Annotated in this window: 1 pseudogene; it reads left to right on the forward strand. The window is 44.9% G+C overall.

The features are described 5' to 3' along the window. Nucleotides 1-381: pseudogene (locus tag QTO06_RS25475) on the forward strand (IS4 family transposase); the annotation flags it as partial.

Below are 381 nucleotides of genomic sequence, written 5' to 3' on the forward strand. Positions count from 1 at the left end.
AAAGAAAGTTACAAATGGGAGCAAGCTTCTCGCCGTGTCGTTGAACGCCTAGGGGATAAAATGTTAGATGTTATCTCGGTCTGTGACCGAGAAGCTGACCTATTCGAATACTTGACTTATAAACGTCAACATCAGCAGCGCTTTGTCGTTCGCTCAATGCAAAGTCGTTGCTTAGAAGAACACGCTCAAAAGCTTTACGACTATGCGCAGGGGTTACCAGTTGTAGGAACAAAGGCGCTTACCATTCCACAAAAAGGAGGCAGAAAAGCAAGAGATGTAAAGCTTGAGGTGAAGTTTGGCCAGGTAACATTAAAGGCTCCGGCAAATAAAAAAGAGCACGCAGGCATACCTGTTTATTATGTTGGTTGCCTTGAGCAAGGG

Source organism: Vibrio sp. M260121, from assembly GCF_036533715.1.
Taxonomy (GTDB): domain Bacteria; phylum Pseudomonadota; class Gammaproteobacteria; order Enterobacterales; family Vibrionaceae; genus Vibrio.